We start from the raw sequence: 16,277 nt of genomic DNA on the forward strand, positions 1-16,277 counted from the left end.
TGTATTACGCTTAGAAAAGCAAAACATGAAGAGGATGGCTGATGTATCGCACATTAAGCTGGCGCAATATTCCCAATGCGAGAACGTTGTTTGCCATGGTCTTTATGGCGGGCATCGGCTTAATCATCTCCGTCGTCGCACTCCTCTATCTTTCCCTGAATCTTATCAGCACCAAAACCAATGAAATAGATGAACACCGCACGGCGCTTTCCGTGCAGGGGGCTATTCAGACATCGGTTAACCGCGTCTCATCTCTGGTGCTTGACAACGCCGTCTGGGACGATGCTGTGCGGGAAGCCTACCGTCCCACGCTTAATACCGACTGGCTGTACGACACCTGGGGCACCGGCTTTAAAATTAATAACCTCTATGACGGCACCTTCGTGCTGGATGAACATTTCAACGTCCTCTGGGGATCGTTTAAAAGTCAGCCTTTTCAGGAGACGAATCTCGATTTTTTCGGTGAGGGGCTGAAAGCTCTTATTGCTCAGCATGCGCGCGCCTTATCAAGCGATAAAAATATCTATGCCGGGATCAGCAAAACGCGAAGCGGCGTCGCCTTTGTGGGCATTGGGCTGATTCGCCCAATGGTCGGAAGATTACAGGTTACCGACGGAACGCGCCGCTATCTGGTGATCACCCGTCATCTGAACGCCAGAATCTTATCCGACCTGGGGGCGACCTTTCAGATCGATAACCTTCACTTTACGCCAGATAAAGTTAACGAGATGAGTATGCCGCTGCGCAGTTCGGCTGGGGAGCTGCTGGGCTATCTGAACTGGCAGGCGCGGCTTCCGGGGGCGCAGGCCGCCCGGGCGGCATCCTCTGATATCACGCAGATTGTTGTGCTGGCATCGGCCCTGATCCTGCTCTTTATTCTGGTGAGCAGCGTGGGGCTGTACAAGCTTGCGCGAGGAGAAAGCCAGGCACGTCTGGTGGCCAGAACGGACTGGTTAAGCCATCTGCCGAACCGGCGAGCGCTTATCGAGGCGCTGGATCGGGTGAGCTTACGCGGAGATATCGACGTCAAAAGCGTGGTGTTTATCGATCTGGATGGTTTTAAAGATGTGAATGATATCTACGGCCACAGCGTGGGGGACGATCTCATCGTGGCGATTGCGAAAACGCTGAGTGAACGGGTGCCGCCGGGCGGGATGCTGGCCCGCATGGGCGGGGATGAGTTTGCCATGACAATCGGCGGTGATGATGCAGAGGCCCGAGCCACCGCCTTTGCCGTTTCGGTGCTGGATTTCCTCGCCACCCCGGTTCAGCTGGGGGAACGCACGATCCATATCGGGGCCAGCATCGGTATCGCCAGCGGAACTCTGATTGAATGCACCAGCTCAGAACTGTTTCGCCGCGCCGATATTGCCATGTATCACGCCAAAATGAGTGGAAAAGGGCGGATTACCCACTACGATGCGGAGCTGAACAGCGTCCGGGAACGCAAGCTGGCGATTGAAAATCAGATCCGTAGCGGTCTGGAGCGCGATGAGTTTGAGGTCTGGTATCAGCCGATCGTAGACGCCCGCACTCAGACGATGAGCAGCGTCGAAGCGTTGGTCCGCTGGCCGCGTCGCCCGGAAGGGCCGCTGGGCCCGGATACCTTCATCGCCATCGCGGAGACCAGCGGTCTGATTTACAAACTGGGCCAGTTTGTATTGCAGCGCGCCTGTCAGGATCTCCAGCCATACGGTGACTTAAAGCTTTCCGTTAATATCTCTCCCGCGCAATTTCGCGATCCCGCCTTCGAAGACAAAGTGGCCAGCGTGCTGGAGAGTACCCGTTTCCCGGCCCACCGGCTGCAGCTTGAGGTAACGGAGAGCTATGTGCTGGAAAATCCGGATCGTGCCCGCATGGCAATAGCCAATCTTAAAGCGCTGGGTACTGCGGTGGCGCTGGATGACTTTGGCACCGGCTATTCCAGCATTGGCTATTTGCGGCGTTTTAACTTCGACACCATCAAGATCGATAAATCCCTGGCCGGGCTGGTGGACAACGATGAACAGGCAGCCGCGCTGGTGAGCGGCACGGTGCGGATCGCCAACGCGCTGGGGATGGCGGTGGTCGCCGAAGGGGTGGAAACCGAGAAGCAAATGAAACTGCTGCGGCTGGCTGGCTGCGATCAACTGCAGGGTTTTTGGTTCAGCCAGCCGATGCCGATTGAGTCAATCAGGGCACTGCATCAGGTCAGACGATGCTGATTTATTGCTGTGCCAGCGCTTCCAGCTTGTCGCGAAAACCGGTCACGGACAAGGCCCGGTTATCTGCGCGCCAGCGATCTTTCGCCGCCGGAGCAGAGCTCTGCACGCCAATCAACTGCCAGCCGTTATCTGTTTTCAGCATCAGCGGTGAGCCACTGTCACCCGGCAACGTATCGCACTGGTGCGAAAGTACGCTGTTTTGCGCCCAGCCCGTCACAATACAGTCGGTGTGGGTGTAAAGCGTATCCAGATGGTCGACAGGATAGCCGGACTGCGTCACCTTTCGGTCAGCGGCTTTCAGGGCAGCGGTGAGTGCGTCTTTGTCGCCGTCAAATAACGGCAGCGGCGTAATGCCGGAAGGGGGGTAGCGTAAAACGATCAGGCCAAAGTCCCATGAGGCGGCCGCCGGTGGCACGATCCAGCCGTCACCATCCGGCTTCAGGCGTTTGCCGAGAGACGGATCGACACGGCCTTCAATGCCGTGGATTTCATAGCGCCAGGTCCCTTTTTGCGACACAAACCGCAAGGCCACCGCTTTATCCGGCTTGCCGTTTGGCGGCGTTAACAGACAGTGGCCTGCCGTCAGGGCAAGCTGAGGGGTGATCAACGTCGCAGTACATAAGTTACCGCTGGCGGTTTCCAGTTGACCTATAGCATCCCAGGGCGCCTGGGTGGGATCGGTGACGCGCGTGCGGTCGTCATGATTGAAAAAAAGCGTCTTGAGCTCTTTCGCGCTAATGGTGTCATCACCGCCATCATCCGCATGTGAGAATCCAGAAAAAAGACCAAACGTTCCCAGTAACAACACAACAGATTTACGCATATCTCACTCTGGTGGGGGGGAATTATGATTATTAAAAGTGAACCCTATGAAAATACTATAGACGGGACAGCGCTAAAGTGGGAGTAAAATCAGCGTGCTACAATCAGGAAAGATAAAAATGGCTGGCAATGAGCGCGCATAAAATAAGCAGGATCAGAATCAGCTCAAACCGATAGCGTCGCAGCATACGCCCTCCGGATAAAAAAAACGGCGCGGAACCTGTCCGGTTCAGCGCCGGTTTACCAACGTGCCCCGAAGGACACGGTTAAGCTTGTACTCTTACGCAGCTGGCTGTGCAGCTGGTTTAGCAGCTTCGTGTTTTACTGCTTTTTTATGATGCTTTTTAGCAGCCTGAGCTTTCTGTTCTACAGCCGGTTTGGTCGCTTTTTTGTGATGCTTTTTAGCAGCCTGCGCTTTCTGTTCTACAGCCGGTTTGGTCGCTTTTTTGTGGTGCTTTTTAGCAGCCTGAGCTTTCTGCTCTACAGCTGGTTTAGCGGCTTTATGATGTTTCTTGTGATGGACAGTTTTTGCTGGCGCCGCGGTGGTCGTTGCAGCAGGTGCCGCAGCAGCCGGTGCAGCAGTGGTTTCAGCAGCGAACGCAGCAGAAGACAGACCCATAGCAGCGGCAACAACCAGAGCTAATACTTTTTTCATGTTCATACCCTCGAATTTGGTTTTTCATTTAACCCCACTGCGGGGCCGTTGAAATAACTATATCCCTGTAAATTCGGGGTTTCCGTGAGTGATTGGTATCGGCGTGTAACCATATGTACATTGCCGGGGTCCTGCACAGACAGCTCCCTCTCCCATGAGGGGGTACGGGCTGGGGTGAGGGGGAACATACGGCTGTAGTGGTCATTCCGTTCACTTCATGTTCCTTGCTACTCTGTAACGCCATGACCGGTGAACGTGCCAGGGTGGCTCAATCGCCACCACCCTGGCGACCCGGGCTCCCGGCGGTAAATCGCCGCTTCGCGGTGCCCTCAGCTTATTCCTTCAGGCTATCGGGTCGGGCATGAGCCTGCATCCCTGCAGGCCACGCCCTCTCGGCGCATCCCTGCGCCTCGCCCCGGCCTTACGGAAACGCTTCGGCGATTTACAGCCGGACCAGGTTGTCGCTGTAAGTCATTAATTTTGACGAAGCAACGTTCATCGCTTCAGGTAAAAAATTACTGGGGATTCCTCAGCCCATGAGGGAGAGGGCTGGGGTGAGGGGGAACATACGGCTCTTTTACCTGAGGTCCCTCACCCCCGGCCAAACAGATTACAAATAGCGGGAGGTCAGATGCTCGCGGAAGTAACGGATATTCAGATCTTCACCCGTCGCCTGGGTGATTAATTGCGACGTGCTGAAGCGGCTACCGTGCTGCCAGATGTTCTGACGCAGCCACTCAAAGAGTGCGGAAAAGTCGCCTTCAGCGATGGAGGCCTGCAGACCCGGAAGCGCAGTTTTCGCGGCGTGGAACAGCTGTGCGGCATACATAGCCCCCAGCGTGTACGACGGGAAGTAACCAAAACCGCCGTCGGTCCAGTGGATATCCTGCATGCAGCCGTTGCGGTAGTTGTCTTTGGTGGACAACCCGAGCCAGGCCTGCATTTTCTCGTCCCACAGGGCGGGAATATCGTCTACCTCAATCTCGCCGTTGATCAGCGCCCGCTCAATCTCATAGCGCAGCACCACGTGTGCCGGGTAGCTCACTTCGTCCGCATCGACGCGGATATAGCCCGGCTTCACGCGCTGGTTCCAGGCAATAAAGTTCTCTTCGCTGAACGCCGCCTGGCTGCCAAAACGGGCGTGCACCGCAGGGAGAAGATGTTTGAGGAAGGCTTCACTCCGTCCCAGCTGCATCTCAAAGAACAGGCTCTGCGATTCATGGATCGCGGTTGAGCGGGCCAGCGCAATCGGCTGTCCTGCCCACGCGCGCGGTAGGTTTTGTTCGTAGCGCGCATGTCCGGTTTCGTGGATCACGCCAAACAGCGCGCTGAGCAGTTCATCCTCGTCGTAGCGCGTGGTGATGCGCACGTCTTCCGGTACGCCGCCGCAGAAGGGGTGCGCACTCACGTCGAGGCGACCGCCGTTAAAATCGAAGCCGAGCATCTTCATGGCCTCCAGGCCCAGCTCACGCTGTGTTGCCGTCGGGAAGGGGCCCTGCGGGGGAATAAACGACCGCTGAGCCTGTTTTTCCACCACGCTTGCCAGCAGGTCCGGTAGCCAGGACTTCATGTCGCCGAACAGAACGTCCAGACGCGCGCTGGTCATGTCGGGTTCAAAAATGTCCAGCAGCGCGTCATAAGGCGTACAGCCTTTTGCTTCAGCCCGCAGGCGAGCCTCTTCGCGGCTGAGTTTAACCACCTCTTTCAGGTTGGCGGAAAAGCCCTGCCAGTCGTTGGCGGGGCGCTGAGTACGCCAGGCGTGTTCACACCTGCTGCCCGCCAGGGATTTGGCTTCCACCAGCGATTCCGGCAGCAGGGTCGCCTGCTGGTAGTGGCGCGTCATTTCGCGCAGGTTGGCCTGTTCGACGTCATTCAGATCTTCTCCTACCGCCGCCGCTAACAGGTCGCCGACTTTTTTATCGGTCAGGAGCTGGTGCTGCAGGACGCTCATCTCTGCCAGCGCCTCGCCGCGCGCGGCGCTGCCGCCGGGCGGCATCATGGTGAACATGTCCCAGCTGGCGATGGAGGAGAGGTGCGAGAAGCGGGAGAGACGCTGGAAGGTTTTCACAAGTGACTGATAGGCTGATGTTTTTTGCAATTCTTATTTCCTCATGCCGGGGATGTGTTTCAGGGAGCATACAATGAAACCGAGCAAATTCCCCAACATTTCCCACACGGAGGAAATCTGTGCCGATCTCCTCCGTAGAAAACCGTCCCCGGCATTCCGGGAGACGGTTTTCGGTGGGCACTCAGGACTTATCGCGCATAACCTGTTGCAGGATTGCCAGCGCCTGGTTGAACTGAGCATCCGGAATGGTCAGCGGATAAAGGAAGCGGATCACGTTGCCGTACTGGCCGCAGATCAACAGCAGCAGGCCCTGGGCGAGCGCCTTTTGCTGGATCGCCTGCGCAATGGCGGCCGAAGGTTCACGGCTCTCGGGATCAAAAAACTCCGCCGCGATCATCGATCCTCTTCCCCTTATCGCCACGAGCGCAGGGAAGGTGCCCTGAATCTCCTCCAGCGTTGCTTTCAGCCGATCGCCCAGCTGACGGGCGCGCGCGCACAGTGACTCGTTGTCGATAATATTCAGCACCGCGTGCGCGGCGGCCACCGCAAGCGGGTTGCCGGCATAGGTTCCCCCCAGGCCGCCGGGAGCCGGCGCGTCCATGATTTCGGCGCGGCCCACCACGCCGGACAGCGGCATTCCGCCTGCCAGGCTTTTAGCCATCGTCATCAGGTCGGGTTTGTCCGCGTAGTGTTCCATGGCAAACAGCTTACCCGTTCGGGCGAAGCCGCTCTGCACTTCGTCGGCAATCATCACGATCCCGTGCTCATCACAGATGCGGCGGATGGCGGATACCAGCTCTGGTGGGGCGACGTTGAATCCGCCTTCACCCTGGATGGGTTCAAAAATAATCGCCGCTACCTGTTTCGCCTCAATATCCGCTTTGAACAGGCGCTCTATCGCCGTGATGGCATCCTGCGTCGTGATGCCGTGCAGCTCGGAGGGATACGGCACGTGATAAACCGACCCCGGGAAGGGGCCAAATCCCAGCTTGTAAGGCGCGACCTTGCCGGTTAACGCCATGGTCATATAGGTGCGGCCGTGAAAGCCTCCCCCGAAGGCAATCACGCCCGGTCTGCCGGTGTGGGCCCGGGCGATTTTAACGGCGTTTTCCACCGCTTCCGCGCCCGTTGTGAAGAACGCCGTTTTGGCCGGGCTCTGCACCGGGGCCAGCTCGTTAAGTTTTTCAGCTAATGAAACGTAGCTTTCATACGGCACAATCTGGTAGGCCGTGTGGGTGAACTGGTGAAGCTGTTTTTCCACTGCGGCCACCAGTTCAGGATGGCGATGGCCGGTGTTCAGTACCGCGATCCCGGCGGCGAAATCAATATAGTCGTTGCCTTCCACGTCGGTAAGCGTGGCATTCTCCGCCGAGCGGGCAAAGAAATTACACATTACGCCTACGCCGCGCGGGGTGGCAGAAAGTCTGCGCTGATGAAATTCCTGGTTACTCATGTCAGATACCCTTTTGTCGAAACGATCATACGCCAAGACGATCGCGCAGGCTGTAGTACGCCGCGCCCATCGCCGTAAATGGAATCCGCAGGCTGCGGCCGCCCGGGAAGGGGTAGTGCGGGAGGTTAGCAAACGCATCAAAGCGCTCGGCGTCGCCGCGCAACAGTTCCGAGATCAGCCGTCCGGCCAGGTGGGTGCAGGTCACGCCGTGGCCGCTGTAGCCCTGCATGTAATAGATGTTTTTATCCAGACGACCAAACTGCGGCATACGGGACAGGGTCAGCAGGAAGTTGCCCGTCCAGCGGTAGTCGATTTTGACGCCTGCCAGCTGAGGGAAGGTTTTCAGCAGCTTTGGCATCACCAGGCGCTCGACATCGTCCGGATCGCGCGCGCCATACACTACGCCACCGCCGTACAGCAGGCGGTTGTCGGCGGTGAGACGGTAGTAATCCAGCAGGTAGTTACAATCTTCCACGCAGTAGTTATTGGGGATCAGCGTGCGGGCGACCTCTTCCGCCAGCGGGGCGGTGGTTACAACCTGGGTGCCGCAGGGCATGCTGCGTTTTGCCAGTTCCGGTTCGATCTTATCGCCGAGATAGGCATTCCCGGCGACGATCACGTAGCGGGCCGTCACCTGGCCATGCTGCGTGCTCACCACGGCCGGGCTGGTGTGCTGAATGGAGGTCACCGGGGACTGCTCATATACCCGCCCGCCGTTCAGGCGAATGGCGTCCGCTTCGCCGATCGCCAGGTTCAGCGGATGAATATGCCCACCGCTGCGGTCCAGCAGCGCGCCGGTATAGCGTTCGCTGTCGACTTCCCGGCGAATGGCGCTGGCGTCCAGCAACTCCAACTGCGTGTTGCCGTAGCGTTCCCAGTTGGCTTTTTGCTCCTCCAGCGTCTCCAGCTGCTTATGGTTAAGCGCCACAAACAGCCCGCCGGGACGATAGTCGCACTGGATCTGATAGCGCTGGATGCGTTCCCGGATGATTTCCCCGCCTTCAAACATCATGCTCCCGAGCATTCTGGCGGCATCGGGGCCGTAGTTTTTCTCGATCACGTCGATATCGCGGCTGTAGGAGTTAACCAGCTGGCCGCCGTTGCGTCCGCTGGCGCCGAAGCCGATGCGCGCCCCTTCAAGGAGCACCACGTCATAGCCCATTTCGGCGAGATGCAGCGCGGAGGAGAGGCCGGTATAGCCGCCGCCCACCACGCACACGTCACAGCTGATCGACTCGTTAAGCGTCGGGAAGGGTTCGTAAGCGTTCGCGCTGGCCGCGTAGTAGCTGGTGGTATGTTCGGTCATGATTGAGGCTCCAGGGCAATCCAGATGGTTTTCAGTTCGGTAAATTTTTCCAGCGCGTGCAGGGACTTATCGCGACCGTTGCCGCTCTGCTTATAGCCGCCAAAGGGAACGGTCATATCACCATCGTTATAGTTATTGACGAAGACCGAGCCGGCCTTCAGGCGGCGGCTCATGCGGTGCGCGCGGGAAAGATCGCGGGTCCATACCGCTGCGCCAAGCCCGTATTCACTGTCGTTGGCCAGCGTTAAGGCTTCCTCTTCGGATTTAAAACGGGTGACGACCAGCACTGGTCCGAAAATTTCTTCCCGGCACAGCGGGGAGGCGGGGTCGATGTCGACAAAAATGGTTGGACCGACTGCGGAAGGCCATGATTGTTCTCGCCCGTCCAGCAGCAGCGTGCCTTTCCGGGTTCCCTCGCGAATGAACGTGTGGACGGTATCGGCGTGCGCAGCGTCGATGAGCATGCCCATCGTGCTGTCCGGGTCGAGCGGATCGCCCGGCTGCCAGTGACGAGCCTGCGCTTTTAGCCTGGCCAGGAACTCATCGGCGATGCTCTCTTCGAGCAGCAGACGGGTGCCGGCGATACAGACTTGCCCCTGGTTATAAAAAATCCCGGCGGCGGTCGCGCTCACGGCCTTGTCCAGGTCCGGACAGTCGGCAAAGATAATGTTGGCGCTCTTGCCGCCTGCCTCCAGCCAGACGCGCTTCATGTTACTTTCGCCTGCGTCCTTCAACAGCTGCTTGCCGGTACGGGTAGAGCCGGTAAACGTCAGCACCTCAACCTCCGGATGCAATGCCAGCGCCTGGCCCGCTTCGTGGCCGTAACCGCTTATCACGTTCAGCACGCCGTCAGGCAGGCCCGCCTCTTTCGCCAGTCCGGCCAGCCGCAGGGCGGTGAGGGGCGATTTCTCCGACGGTTTCAGTATCACGCTGTTGCCCGCGATCAGCGCCGGGCCCAGCTTCCAGCAGGCCAGCAGCAGCGGGAAGTTCCAGGGGACGATGGCCGCGACAACCCCGATGGGTTCGCGCACGATCATCGCCAGCTCGCCCGGACCCGTAGGCGCCACTTCGCCGTAGACTTTATCCGCCGCTTCGGCGTACCAGCGAATGGCGCGCGCCGCGCCGGGAATATCGTCGCGCAGGCTGTGGCGGATGGGTTTACCTGTGTCCAGCGTTTCCAGTAATGCCAGCTCTTCGCCGTGGCGTTCCATTAAATCGGCGAGCTTATTTAGCACGGCTTTGCGCTGCGCCGGAGACGCCTGCGACCAGTCACCGCGCTCAAATACCTCACGCGCGGCCTGAACCGCGCGGTCCACGTCCGCCTGCTTGCCCCGGGCGACGTTCGCCAGCGTCTGCTGGGTCGCGGGATTGACGGTTGCAAACGTGGTGTTATCGGCGGCGTCACAATAGGCACCGTTAATAAATAACCGGGTCTCAATGGCGCTGTTTTTTGCTTTATCCTGCCAGTAAGTCAGGTGCTGAAAATGCATATTCACTCCTTTCTTTCGCAATCAGATAAATAAAGGCATGGCCGTTTCAGGCAATACGAAGCCGTGGGGCATCCCGGGAATTAACCCGTTAAATGCCGACATCGATCGTTTTTATGTATTCCGGCGTAAGCGCGCTTACGCCGGAACTGAGTGGTAATTAGAACGTGGTGGGGGTGTGGGCACTGATAATGCGGCAGACGCCTGCCGAGGTGTTGCTGAAGCTGTGCGGTATGCCGGTATTGATGGCATAGCTTTGCCCAGCAACCAGGTGATATTGCTGGCCATTAATGGTCAACAATATTTCACCTTCCAGTATCGTACCGATCTCCTCACCCTGGTGTTTGATCCTCTCTCCGGTCGTGGTTCCAGGCTGGTAAGTTTCAAAAATCATCGCCAGCGTACGGTTCGGATTTCCGTTATGAACCAGCTTCATCGAAACCCCCTGACTGCCTATTTCGATAAGGTCTTCCTGATTAATAACCACCTGCGGTTCATCAGGTTTTTCCGGTTCCGAAAAGAATTCCGAGAGCGACAGCCCATAAACTTTCAGCAGCTTTTGCAGCGTACTGATAGCAGGACTGACTTTGTCCTGCTCAATGGTGCTGATGGCACTGTGTGTTAACCCAGACAGTTCGGCGGCACGCCGCTGCGAGAGACCCAGCTGCTGGCGGATCTCAGACAGACGTTTCCCTGGCGCCAGTCCGTCATCGCTCATAGTTGCATTTCCTTTACGGTAGTGGTCAAAGCCGCTGCTTCTCGGCAATGTGGCTTTGACAGGCGGTGATAAAACCTTCAAACAACATACGGGACAGGGCGTACTCGCTGCTGTTCCATTCGGGGTGCCATTGCACGCCGAGGGCAAAAGGGTGGTCATGAACGCTGACCGCCTCGACCAGCCCATCCGTCGAGCGGGCCTCCACGCGAAGCCGTGGTCCTAACGTCCGTGCACCTTGCCCGTGTAACGAGTTTACCCAAAATGTGTTACAGCCTGGTATTAATTGAGACAGCAGTCCTCCCTCCTGAACCTGAACTTCATGAGACGGAGCGTATTGTAGCTCAACCGGCAGTTCAGGATCTTCCCGGTGCTCGAGCAGGTCGTTCTGCTCGAACAGGCGGCGATACAGCGTCCCCCCCGTCGCAACAACCAGTTCCTGCAGCCCCCGGCAGATGGCGAAAATGGGGATGCGCCTTTCGAGCGCGGCGGCAATCAGCGCCATACTCAGAAGATCTCGCCCGGGATCGGCGTTAGGCTCATCGCCGTTTTCACCATAAAGGTGCGGCTGCACGTTACTTGGGCTGCCCGGCAGGTAAATCCCGTCCAGGGTGGGCAGCAGAGCGGTGAGCAGCTCTGGCTCTGCCAGCGCATGCGGTAAGGCAATCGGTAAACCCCCCGCGTTAATAATGGCATTCAGGTACTTTTCTTGCAGGGTCTGGGTCTCATGACCCTTAAGCCTGTTTCTACACATCACCACGCCAATAACTGGCTTGTTCATTATATTTTCCATGATCGCCCTCACAAAGTGGACTAAATTTAGGCCATTTTCGCCTGCAAAACGGCCTTTTCGTTCAATATTTTCTCAATCTAGCAACGGGATCTGCCTTTTGCAAACTTAATTTAACATTTGACAAACAATTTATTTGCATACAGATTCGATAGGGTGGACATTATATTTGACAGTCCAGAGCAGCGAACGCAAATCCCAAAAACGGTGGTAAATCATGGAAACCAATATCGTAGAAGTTGAGAACTTTGTGCAGCACACGGAAGAGAGGCGGGGCAGCGCCTTTACGCAGGAAGTGAAGCGCTATTTAGAAAAGTATCCTGACACCCAGTTTATTGATGTCCTCCTGACCGACCTGAACGGCTGTTTTCGCGGCAAGCGCATCCCGGTTGCCGGACTGAGCAAGCTTGAAAAAGGCTGCTATTTCCCGGCATCGGTTTTCGCCATGGACATTTTGGGTAACGTCGTGGAAGAGGCGGGCCTGGGACAGGAGCTCGGCGAGCCGGACTGTATCTGCGTGCCGGTACCGGGCACCCTGACGCCGTCCGCCGCCGACCCGGAATACATTGGTCAGGTGCAGCTCACCATGGTCGATGAAGATGGCGCTCCCTTTGACGTTGAGCCGCGGAACGTACTCAACCGACTCTGGCAGCAGCTGCGCCAGCGCGGCCTGTTCCCCGTGGTAGCGGTAGAGCTGGAGTTCTATTTACTTGACCGTAAACGCGATGCCGACGGCTATCTGCAGCCACCCTGCGCGCCGGGCACCGACGTGCGCAACACGCAGAGTCAGGTCTACTCGGTTGATAATCTGAACCACTTTGCTGACGTACTGAACGACATTGACGAACTGGCGCAGCTGCAGCTGATCCCCGCCGACGGGGCAGTGGCTGAGGCCTCTCCGGGCCAGTTTGAGATTAACCTGCACCATACGGAAAACGTGCTCGATGCCTGCGATGATGCGCTGGCGCTAAAACGTCTCGTCAGGCAGATGGCAGAAAAACATAAGATGCACGCCACGTTTATGGCAAAGCCGTATGAAGAACATGCGGGCAGCGGGATGCACATCCATATCAGCATGCAAAACAACCGAGGCGAAAACGTGCTCGCAGACGCCAGCGGCGAGGATTCCGCGCTGCTGAAACGCGCGCTGGCCGGGATGATCGACCTGATGCCTGCGTCCATGGCGCTGCTGGCACCGAACGTCAACTCCTACCGCCGTTTCCAGCCGGGAATGTATGTGCCGACGCAGGCGTCATGGGGACACAATAATCGCACTGTTGCCCTGCGTATCCCCTGCGGCGATCGCCATAACCATCGGGTCGAGTACCGGGTAGCGGGCGCTGACGCGAATCCGTATCTGGTGATGGCGGCGATTTTTGCCGGCATTTTACATGGCCTGGATAACGATTTACCGCTGCAGGAAGAAGTGGAAGGCAATGGTCTGGAGCAGGACGGACTGCCGTTCCCGATCCGCCAGAGCGATGCGCTGTGGGAATTTATGCAAAACGATAGCCTGCGCGAGCGGCTGGGCGAACGCTTCTGCCACGTCTATCACGCCTGCAAAAACGATGAATTACTGCAGTTTGAACGCCTGATTACCGAAACGGAAATTGAGTGGATGCTGAAAAACGCCTGATGACGTGCCCCGGTAAGGGGCCGCTTTGTTTCATCTCATACGTAATACCAAACGGCCTGCGCGGAGCCTGGCCTAACTGTTTGCTGGCACGCCAGCTATCTCCCGGGAGTCGCGTTATGGAGCGCAGGCGGCACAGGGATTTTCTTAACGACACTGTGTGACGAGGTAGGAAATGATGCAGATGTTCAACTATCCGCAGGGCGAAGGGGGCCAGTCAGGCGCCTGCTGTGAGTGCGAGTCAGAGACGGTGCGCTGGTACGATCGCGTGTGTTCTTTACAACTTCCCCCTTTGCTAAGCAGGTTTGCGTTAAGGACAGCGCGATTGCAAACCACGGTAAGCATGGGGGGGACGGTTTATGGCGACTAACACCTCTCTTGACTCGCCGGGCATGGCCGGAAGAACCCGGCTGCGCAGTTCCCTCAAGCTCTGGCAGGTGGTCATGATGGGGCTGGCTTATCTCACCCCCATGACCGTGTTTGATACCTTCGGCATTGTGTCCGGTATCAGCAACGGCCACGTGCCCGCCTCGTATCTCCTGGCGCTGGCTGGCGTCATGTTTACCGCCATCAGCTACGGTAAACTGGTACGACAGTTCCCGGAAGCAGGCTCTGCGTATACCTACACGCAGAAATCGATCGGACCCCACTTAGGCTTTATGGTCGGCTGGTCATCGCTGCTGGATTATCTCTTCCTGCCGATGATCAACGTGCTGCTGGCGAAGATCTACCTTTCCGCGTTGTTCCCTGAAGTCCCGCCGTGGGTTTGGGTGGTGGGGTTTGTAACGATCCTGACGCTGGCGAACCTCAAGAGTGTGAATCTGGTCGCCAACTTTAACACCCTGTTTGTGCTGGTGCAGATCGCCATCATGGTGGTGTTTGTCATACTCGTGGTGCACGGTCTGCACAAGGGGGAGGGCGTCGGCACCGTCTGGTCGCTCCAGCCGTTTATCAGCGAGAACGCACACCTGATCCCGATTATTACCGGCGCGACTATCGTCTGCTTCTCTTTCCTTGGCTTTGACGCGGTCACCACGCTGTCGGAAGAGACGCCAAACGCGGCGCGGGTGATCCCCAAAGCGATTTTCCTCACCGCTCTGTATGGCGGGCTGATATTCATTGTTGCCTCGTTTTTCATGCAGCTCTTTTTCCCGACGATCGCGCGCTTCAAGAACCCGGACGCCGCGCTGCCGGAAATAGCGCTGTACGTGGGCGGCAAGCTCTTCCAGTCGGTGTTTCTGTGTACCACGTTTGTGAATACGCTCGCTTCAGGCCTGGCCTCGCACGCCAGCGTCTCGCGCTTACTGTATGTGATGGGGCGTGACAACGTGTTTCCGGAGCGGGTGTTTGGCTACGTGCATCCGAAATGGCGTACGCCGGCCCTGAACGTCATTATGGTTGGGATAGTGGCGCTGTCGGCCCTGTACTTCGATCTCGTGACCGCGACGGCGCTGATCAATTTTGGCGCGCTGGTGGCGTTTACGTTTGTTAATCTCTCGGTGTACAACCATTTCTGGCGGCGTAAGGGGCTGAACAAAACGTGGAAAGATCGTTTCCACTATCTCCTGCTGCCGCTCATCGGTGCCGTCACGGTCGGCGTGCTGTGGATAAACCTCGAAGCGACGTCCCTGACGCTTGGCCTCATCTGGGCGGCACTGGGGATCCTTTACCTGACGTGGCTCACGCGCCGTTTCCGAAAACCGCCTCCGCAGTTTGAAGCCGGTAAGATAGAGCAGGCCTGGGATTCCTGAACGTGAAACGGCACCAGTACGCTGGTGCCGTTTTTGTGGATGGCGCGCCTTAACGGACATCAGCCCGCAGGCGTATTATCTCAGACGTTTATGAAGACTTGCGCCAACCAGCAGCGCGGCGCACAGCATCAGCGCGATAAACCCGCCCACGCCGTTCCAGCCGTAGTTATGCCAGAAGACACCGCCGAGCGTCCCGGCGATGCTGGACCCCAGGTAATAGCTAAACAGATACAGCGACGATGCCTGACCTTTGGCGCGACGGGCGCGCGGTCCAATCCAGCTGCTGGCGACCGAATGCGCGGCGAAGAACCCCGCGGAGAAGAGCAGCATGCCGGCAAAAATCAGCCACAGGGAGGAGAAGAGCGTCAGCAACAGGCCGACCAGCATCATCGCCGTGAAGAACAGCATGACCGGGCCGCGGCCATAGCGTGCGGTCATCGCCCCGGCCTTCGGCGAGCTCCAGGTGCCGGTAAGGTACGCCACGGAAAGCAGGCCGACCACCGCCTGGCTCAGATGCCACGGCGAGAGCATCAGGCGGTAGCCAATATAGTTAAACAGCGTGACGAACGAGCCCATCAGCAGGAAGCCGGTCAGGAACAGGCGCGGCAGCCCCTTGTCGCGCCAGTGCAGACGGAAATTGATAAACAGCGTTTTCGGACGCAGCGATGTCGGGCGGAAATGACGCGATTCCGGCAGAATTTTCCAGAACATCAGGGCAGATGCCAGCGCAAAACACCCGATGACTGCCAGCGCAATACGCCAGTTAAAGAAGTCCGTGAATACCCCGCTCAGCAGACGTCCGCTCATTCCGCCAATCGAGTTCCCGCTGATGTAAAGCCCCATAGAGAAGGCAACAAAGCTCGGGTGGATCTCCTCGCTGAGATAGGTCATCCCGACCGCCGCCACGCCGCTAAGCGAGAGCCCAATCAGCGCGCGCATCACCAGAATACCGTGCCAGCTGGTCATCATGGTCGAGAGTAACGTACAGACCGAGGCCAGCATCAGCGCGGTTACCATCACCGGTTTACGGCCAATGGCGTCGGACAGCGGCCCGGTAAAGAGCAGGCCAATCGCCAGCATGCCGGTAGAAATAGAGAGTGAAACGCTGCTGCTGGCAGGCGATACGCCAAACTCATGGGAGAGAACGGGCAGGATCGGCTGTACGCAATAGAGCAGGGCGAAGGTTGCCAGACCGGCGGAAAAGAGCGCCAGCGTGACGCGCATAAATTGGGGAGTACCACGTTTAATGAACTGAACCGGCTGCGATGCTGCGGGTAAATCATTGATATCTCTGGCCGGATCGATATCAATAGTAGTTGTACGACTCACACAGTTTCCTTGCTTAAACATCCCCGTGATTTCTGGTGACGGGTATGACCACCTGTTTAGGGTA

Annotated in this window: 13 protein-coding genes; 3 read left to right on the top strand and 10 right to left on the bottom strand. The window is 57.7% G+C overall.

The window, feature by feature from the left end; translation table 11 throughout:
• The first annotated feature begins 41 nt into the window (after nucleotides 1-41).
• Complete coding sequence (locus F0319_RS09750; protein ID WP_149366785.1) at nucleotides 42-2,204, top strand: bifunctional diguanylate cyclase/phosphodiesterase; 2,163 nt, start codon at nucleotides 42-44, stop codon at nucleotides 2,202-2,204.
• A 1-nt stretch (nucleotide 2,205) separates the two neighbouring features.
• Here the strand turns inward: F0319_RS09750 and F0319_RS09755 are convergent, their stop codons facing one another.
• From F0319_RS09755 to puuD, 9 genes are all read right to left on the bottom strand, one after another.
• On the bottom strand, nucleotides 2,206-3,027 hold the full coding sequence (locus tag F0319_RS09755) for a trypsin-like serine peptidase (protein WP_127730589.1): 822 nt from the start codon (nucleotides 3,025-3,027) through the stop codon (nucleotides 2,206-2,208).
• A 103-nt stretch (nucleotides 3,028-3,130) separates the two neighbouring features.
• A complete protein-coding gene (gene ydgU, locus F0319_RS22615) occupies nucleotides 3,131-3,214 on the bottom strand; it encodes a small membrane protein YdgU (RefSeq protein WP_021241182.1) in 84 nt (27 codons plus the stop codon).
• A gap of 92 nt (nucleotides 3,215-3,306) precedes the next feature.
• A complete protein-coding gene (gene asr / locus F0319_RS09760; protein WP_032668244.1) occupies nucleotides 3,307-3,681 on the bottom strand; it encodes an acid resistance repetitive basic protein Asr in 375 nt (124 codons plus the stop codon).
• A 610-nt stretch (nucleotides 3,682-4,291) separates the two neighbouring features.
• The gene (locus tag F0319_RS09765; protein WP_149366786.1) at nucleotides 4,292-5,779 is read right to left on the bottom strand and encodes a carboxypeptidase M32; all 1,488 of its coding nucleotides are present in this window, start codon (nucleotides 5,777-5,779) and stop codon (nucleotides 4,292-4,294) included.
• Nucleotides 5,780-5,930: 151 nt separating this feature from the next.
• Complete coding sequence (gene puuE, locus F0319_RS09770; RefSeq protein WP_149366787.1) at nucleotides 5,931-7,202, bottom strand: 4-aminobutyrate transaminase; 1,272 nt, start codon at nucleotides 7,200-7,202, stop codon at nucleotides 5,931-5,933.
• 25 nt (nucleotides 7,203-7,227) lie between these two features.
• Nucleotides 7,228-8,508, bottom strand: a complete 1,281-nt coding sequence (locus tag F0319_RS09775) for an NAD(P)/FAD-dependent oxidoreductase (RefSeq protein WP_111965722.1) — start codon at nucleotides 8,506-8,508, stop codon at nucleotides 7,228-7,230.
• The gene (gene puuC, locus F0319_RS09780; RefSeq protein ID WP_149366788.1) at nucleotides 8,505-9,998 is read right to left on the bottom strand and encodes an aldehyde dehydrogenase PuuC; all 1,494 of its coding nucleotides are present in this window, start codon (nucleotides 9,996-9,998) and stop codon (nucleotides 8,505-8,507) included. The genes F0319_RS09775 and puuC overlap by 4 nt, the downstream gene beginning before the upstream one ends.
• A gap of 157 nt (nucleotides 9,999-10,155) precedes the next feature.
• Nucleotides 10,156-10,713 (bottom strand): HTH-type transcriptional regulator PuuR, encoded by a 558-nt coding sequence (gene puuR / locus F0319_RS09785; protein ID WP_111965724.1) that lies wholly within the window; start codon nucleotides 10,711-10,713, stop codon nucleotides 10,156-10,158.
• Nucleotides 10,714-10,738: 25 nt separating this feature from the next.
• Complete coding sequence (gene puuD / locus F0319_RS09790) at nucleotides 10,739-11,503, bottom strand: gamma-glutamyl-gamma-aminobutyrate hydrolase (RefSeq protein WP_045910614.1); 765 nt, start codon at nucleotides 11,501-11,503, stop codon at nucleotides 10,739-10,741.
• 214 nt (nucleotides 11,504-11,717) lie between these two features.
• Here puuD and F0319_RS09795 point away from each other — a divergent pair, with 214 nt between their 5' ends.
• Both F0319_RS09795 and F0319_RS09805 read left to right on the top strand, forming a co-directional pair.
• On the top strand, nucleotides 11,718-13,136 hold the full coding sequence (locus F0319_RS09795) for a glutamine synthetase family protein (RefSeq protein ID WP_032640513.1): 1,419 nt from the start codon (nucleotides 11,718-11,720) through the stop codon (nucleotides 13,134-13,136).
• Between the two features lie 356 nt (nucleotides 13,137-13,492).
• Entirely contained in the window at nucleotides 13,493-14,884 is a 1,392-nt protein-coding gene (locus F0319_RS09805; protein ID WP_045284883.1) for an APC family permease, read from the top strand.
• Nucleotides 14,885-14,959: 75 nt separating this feature from the next.
• Here F0319_RS09805 and F0319_RS09810 read toward each other — a convergent pair whose 3' ends face one another.
• The gene (locus F0319_RS09810) at nucleotides 14,960-16,213 is read right to left on the bottom strand and encodes an MFS transporter (protein ID WP_111965727.1); all 1,254 of its coding nucleotides are present in this window, start codon (nucleotides 16,211-16,213) and stop codon (nucleotides 14,960-14,962) included.
• Nucleotides 16,214-16,277: the final 64 nt, after the last annotated feature.

The sequence above is a fragment of the Enterobacter vonholyi genome (assembly GCF_008364555.1).
Classification (GTDB): Bacteria; Pseudomonadota; Gammaproteobacteria; order Enterobacterales; family Enterobacteriaceae; genus Enterobacter; species Enterobacter vonholyi.

Coding starts and splice junctions, on each gene's coding strand:
- F0319_RS09805 (WP_045284883.1), top strand. CDS start 13,493: ATGGCGACTAACACCTCTCTTGACTCGCCGGGCATGGCCGGAAGAACC.
- puuC (WP_149366788.1), bottom strand. CDS start 9,998: ATGCATTTTCAGCACCTGACTTACTGGCAGGATAAAGCAAAAAACAGC.
- puuR (WP_111965724.1), bottom strand. CDS start 10,713: ATGAGCGATGACGGACTGGCGCCAGGGAAACGTCTGTCTGAGATCCGC.
- F0319_RS09755 (WP_127730589.1), bottom strand. CDS start 3,027: ATGCGTAAATCTGTTGTGTTGTTACTGGGAACGTTTGGTCTTTTTTCT.
- F0319_RS09795 (WP_032640513.1), top strand. CDS start 11,718: ATGGAAACCAATATCGTAGAAGTTGAGAACTTTGTGCAGCACACGGAA.
- F0319_RS09750 (WP_149366785.1), top strand. CDS start 42: ATGTATCGCACATTAAGCTGGCGCAATATTCCCAATGCGAGAACGTTG.
- ydgU (WP_021241182.1), bottom strand. CDS start 3,214: ATGCTGCGACGCTATCGGTTTGAGCTGATTCTGATCCTGCTTATTTTA.
- puuD (WP_045910614.1), bottom strand. CDS start 11,503: ATGGAAAATATAATGAACAAGCCAGTTATTGGCGTGGTGATGTGTAGA.
- asr (WP_032668244.1), bottom strand. CDS start 3,681: ATGAAAAAAGTATTAGCTCTGGTTGTTGCCGCTGCTATGGGTCTGTCT.
- puuE (WP_149366787.1), bottom strand. CDS start 7,202: ATGAGTAACCAGGAATTTCATCAGCGCAGACTTTCTGCCACCCCGCGC.
- F0319_RS09775 (WP_111965722.1), bottom strand. CDS start 8,508: ATGACCGAACATACCACCAGCTACTACGCGGCCAGCGCGAACGCTTAC.